The following is a 4,044-nucleotide window of genomic DNA, read 5'->3' as shown; positions in this document are numbered from 1 at the left end:
CCGCAGCCGGAGCTGCTCGACCAGCTGATGGCGGCGAAATCCGCCGCGCTGGAGCTGCGTCCCGAGCCGCCTCCTCCTGAGGTCAGCGAGGAGGAGCTCGCCGAGCGCCGTGCTCGCGTCGAGCGCGTGCTGCGCGCGGTCTTGGCCGAGCCCGATGCCGGCTTCCGTGCCGTCGGCGTGCTCTACCAGGAGTTCGTCGTTCGCTGCCGCATCGAGGGGCTGGGCACCGCGGTGCCCGACCTCAACGAATTCCGCCGCATGCTCACCCGCGCCCGCGCCGGCCTCGGCGGCGACGACACGGCTGATGACGCCGGCTGGCAGGACGTCACCTTGCGCGCGTCGCTGCTGCCCGAGGACATGCAGGGCGTGTTCATGATGATCGCCCGCGCGGCGAAGGATGGCCGCCCGTGCCCAAGCGATGCCGCGATCGCACGTGCGTACGGCTCGCATTCGCTGCGCCGGGCGCAGCGGCTTTTGACCTATATCGAGGACCAGGGCCTGATCGTCTGCCAGCTCGATGGCGCCGGCCGCCGCATCGTCACCCTGGTCGAGCTCGCCTGGGCCACCGCGCCCGGCGATCCCAATGCCGACGATGCCGAGCAAGGTCTCGTCACCTCGTCGTCGTGAGGATGCGCCCGGATCGCTCCGGACGTCGATTGTTGATCCGCGATGAGATCGCGGCGATCTTGCCCATCGCCGGATGGGTGATGCTGGACCAGCCGTTCTCGACGTGACCGGCGAGTTGCCGGCTGAGATTGGCGTCGCTGACCAAGGAGCACTCGCGCCGACACCGGCCGCCGTCGCCATCAGGATCAGCATCGCCCTTGCGCTGGAGCCGAAAAGCTGAATGATCCCTTCGTTTTGAGGCGATGGCAGGCCCGGTTGGCCACCGGCCGGACGCCTTGCGTTGTTGAGGGTTCTTTGCCGATGCCGAGGTTGACGCCGCTGGCAGCAGGCGTGCCAGGATGGATTTGGCTGCAGGCCGCGTCCCATGCCGTCATCGCCTGCGCCTTTTTCACGATTGCCGCCGTGATCGGCATGTTTCTGTGGCGACGCTGGCGCGACGTGCTGTTTCGCGGGGTCATCGCCGGGCTGGCCGGCTATGCCGCGGTCTGCGGCATCGGACGTATTGTTGCGATCGCCGGTCTCTGGATGCCGACCGCCGGCGCCAGCACCGTGATCGACGCCTTGCTGGCCCTCCTGTCGTTCGGCCTCATCGCCATCATGCTGAAGATCCTGCCGCAACTTCTGGTGCTGCCGACACGCATTACGTTGCAGAAAGCGTATGCGCAGCTCGAGGAGGAGGTCCGGCAGCGCCGCGCCGCAGAGGCCATGGTGCGGCGGTTCCAGGAGATCGAGGCCAACGAGGCCCAGGTGCGCCAGGCGCAGAAGATGGAGGCGATCGGCCAGCTCACCGGCGGCGTCGCGCACGACTTCAACAACATCCTGACCGTCATCACCGGCACGATCGAGATCCTCGCCGATGCGGTCAAGGACAAGCCGCAACTCGCCGGTATCGCCGCCATGATCAGCGCCGCCGCCGAGCGCGGCGCCGACCTGACCCGGCATCTCCTCGCCTTCTCGCGCCGTCAGCCGCTGCAGCCGCGCGCCACCGACATCAATGCGCTCGTGGTCGATGCCGCGCGCCTGCTGCGGCCGACGCTCGGCGAGCAGGTCGAGATCGAGTCGATGCTGGCGCATGACAGCGCCCCGGCGCTGATCGATCCCAGCCAGCTCTCGACCGCGATCCTCAATCTCGCGCTCAATGCGCGCGATGCGATGCCCGATGGCGGCAAGCTGACTCTGGAGACCAAGAACGTCACGCTCGACGAGGACTATGCGCAGCTGAACCGCGACGCCAAGCCTGGCAACTACATCATGATCGCCGTCAGCGACACCGGCCAGGGCATCCCGACGACGCTGCTCGACAAGGTGTTCGAGCCGTTCTTCACCACCAAGGACGTCGGCAAGGGCTCGGGCCTCGGGCTCAGCATGGTCTATGGCTTCGTCAAGCAGTCGAACGGCCATGTCAAGATCTACAGCGAGGAGGGCCACGGCACGACCGTGAAGCTCTATCTGCCGCGCGCGGCGAATGCGCCGGAGCTGCCGGCCGCCGAGAACGGCCGTCCGGCAGTCGCACGCGGCGACGAGACCATCCTGATCGTCGAGGACGACGCGCTGGTGCGCGACTACGTAGTCGCCCAAGTGCGCCGGCTCGGCTATCGCACGCTGTCGGCGAGCAACGCCGCCGAGGGCCTTGCGATCATCGACAGCGCCGAGCGCATCGACCTGCTGTTCACCGACGTCATCATCCCCGGCGGCAAGAACGGCCGCCAGCTGGCCATCGAGGCCGAGAAGCGACGCCCCGGGCTGAAGGTGCTGTACACCTCGGGCTACACGGAGAATGCGATCGTGCATCATGGCCGGCTCGACGCCGACGTGTTGCTGCTGGCGAAGCCCTATGTCAGCGCCGATCTCGCCCGCATGATCCGGACCGCGCTGGAGGCGTGAGGGCTATCGCCGGAGTGACCTCCTGGATGTGCCACGCCAGGCGCGTCACACTCAGTGTCGTCCCGGCCTTGAGCCGGAAGCCATAACCCCAGGAAGAAGTTTGAGGCACGATGGTAGATCCATCTCGCCCAATCATCACCGACGGTGGCTATGGGTCCCGGCTCAAGGCCGGGACGACAGCGGGGGGTTTGGCTCGCACCTCCCGTCACACCGCCTGCCGAGGCCGCACCGGCTGAAGACACGACATCTTCGTCCCGCGGCACAATTCATGCGTGACGCGCATGCGGGAATTGCCCGTCGGGCACATGCGGCAGGAGCGTGCGATTCTCTCTTGACGAGCCTAGTCCGGGGACGACGCTCGCCTCAGGCTTTCCGACGGCGTCTCGCCATAGACCTTTCGATATTCCTTGGCGAAGTGTCCCGGGTTGCCGAAGCCGCAGCGCAAGGCGATCGACATCACCGTCGCTCCCGGCTCCGGAGTGGATAGCATGCGGCGCGCATGCTGCATCCGGATCTGCTTGATCCTCTCGCCGAGCGATATGCCACTGCTGGAAAAGTACTGATAGACGGCGCGAGGACTGATGCCGAACTGTGCCGCCAGCTGCTCGATCGACGTCTTCTGCTGCCAGTGCATCTCGACATGATCCAGCATGCGGCGGATCGGCTCGGGCATGTCCTGGGCCTGCTCCCGGCGCGGCGCAGTCATGTCCACGGCAGCGCCGACGAGATGCAACCGCTCGTCCGACGGGCTGTAGACGCAGGTGCCCATGCCGCGCACCCAGCGCGTCGGGCCGTTACCGTCGATGACCCGATACTCGCGGGTATACCCGGTCCGCTTGGCGACCGCCCTGCGAATGGCCTCCTCGAGGCCGGCGCGATCCTCCTGATGCACGCCGTTCAACATCTCGACGAGCGAGTCCGTGGCCGCCGCTCCGGTGTCCGACCGGCGGTCCTCCGTCGCGATAATCAGGTTGAACGTCGAGAGGCCCGCGAGCTTTTCCGCCGCCTCCAGCTGGGTCTCGAGGATCTTGGTCGCGGTGATGTCTTCGACGACGGCGCAGAACCACTTCATGCGGCCGTCGGCATTGCGGATGGGATTGACCATCACCCGCCCCCAGACGACGCTGTCGTCTGGCCGGACATACCGTTTCTCCATCCGGTAGCCGTCGATCTCGCCCGCGAGCAGCTTCTCGTGCTGCGCGCGGTTGCTCTCCCGGTCCTCAGGAAATGTCAGATCGAGGAAGCTGATATGCTGACGCCGCAACTGCTCCAGGGGGTAGCCCAGGATCCGGCAGCATTCGGCGTTTGCAAAACGGATGCACCCGGTCTCGATCTCGACGATCGAGATGCCCACGCCGAGGCTGTCGAGAAAGACCCGCGGCAGCTCGACCATCTCAGCGACGTCTTGCTCTGTCATGTCGAACATCGAGGTTGAGACCCTGCTCAACCTAGCGGTCGACGCATCGCTGTTCTTGATCTGGGGCAACCGATCCCTGCGACACTTTGCGATCTTGAAGGTATTGCCCGACGCCT

General features: G+C 66.3%; 3 protein-coding genes and 1 pseudogene. 2 read left to right on the top strand and 2 right to left on the bottom strand.

What is annotated here, in order from left to right; genetic code table 11:
- Positions 1-627, top strand: a pseudogene (locus tag BRAO375_RS16260) (ATP-binding protein); the annotation flags it as partial.
- Here the strand turns inward: BRAO375_RS16260 and BRAO375_RS38025 are convergent.
- Positions 611-772, bottom strand: a complete 162-nt coding sequence (locus tag BRAO375_RS38025) for a hypothetical protein (protein WP_175345326.1) — start codon at positions 770-772, stop codon at positions 611-613. The pseudogene BRAO375_RS16260 and the gene BRAO375_RS38025 sit on opposite strands and share 17 nt — an antisense overlap.
- 155 nt (positions 773-927) lie before the next feature.
- Between BRAO375_RS38025 and BRAO375_RS16255 the strand changes: the two genes are divergently transcribed.
- Positions 928-2,511 (top strand): ATP-binding protein, encoded by a 1,584-nt coding sequence (locus BRAO375_RS16255; protein ID WP_502688909.1) that lies wholly within the window; start codon positions 928-930, stop codon positions 2,509-2,511.
- Positions 2,512-2,851: 340 nt separating this feature from the next.
- Here the strand turns inward: BRAO375_RS16255 and BRAO375_RS16250 are convergent, their stop codons facing one another.
- Positions 2,852-3,928, bottom strand: a complete 1,077-nt coding sequence (locus BRAO375_RS16250) for a helix-turn-helix transcriptional regulator (protein ID WP_139031399.1) — start codon at positions 3,926-3,928, stop codon at positions 2,852-2,854.
- Positions 3,929-4,044: the final 116 nt, after the last annotated feature.

Origin of the sequence: Bradyrhizobium sp. ORS 375 (assembly GCF_000239775.1) — a bacterium.
In the GTDB taxonomy this organism is placed as follows: Bacteria; Pseudomonadota; Alphaproteobacteria; order Rhizobiales; family Xanthobacteraceae; genus Bradyrhizobium.
Note: the sequence above shows the minus strand (reverse complement) of the source record. Positions and strands in the feature narration are given on the sequence as shown.

Coding starts and splice junctions, on each gene's coding strand:
- BRAO375_RS16255 (WP_502688909.1), top strand. CDS start 928: ATGCCGAGGTTGACGCCGCTGGCAGCAGGCGTGCCAGGATGGATTTGG.
- BRAO375_RS16250 (WP_139031399.1), bottom strand. CDS start 3,928: ATGACAGAGCAAGACGTCGCTGAGATGGTCGAGCTGCCGCGGGTCTTT.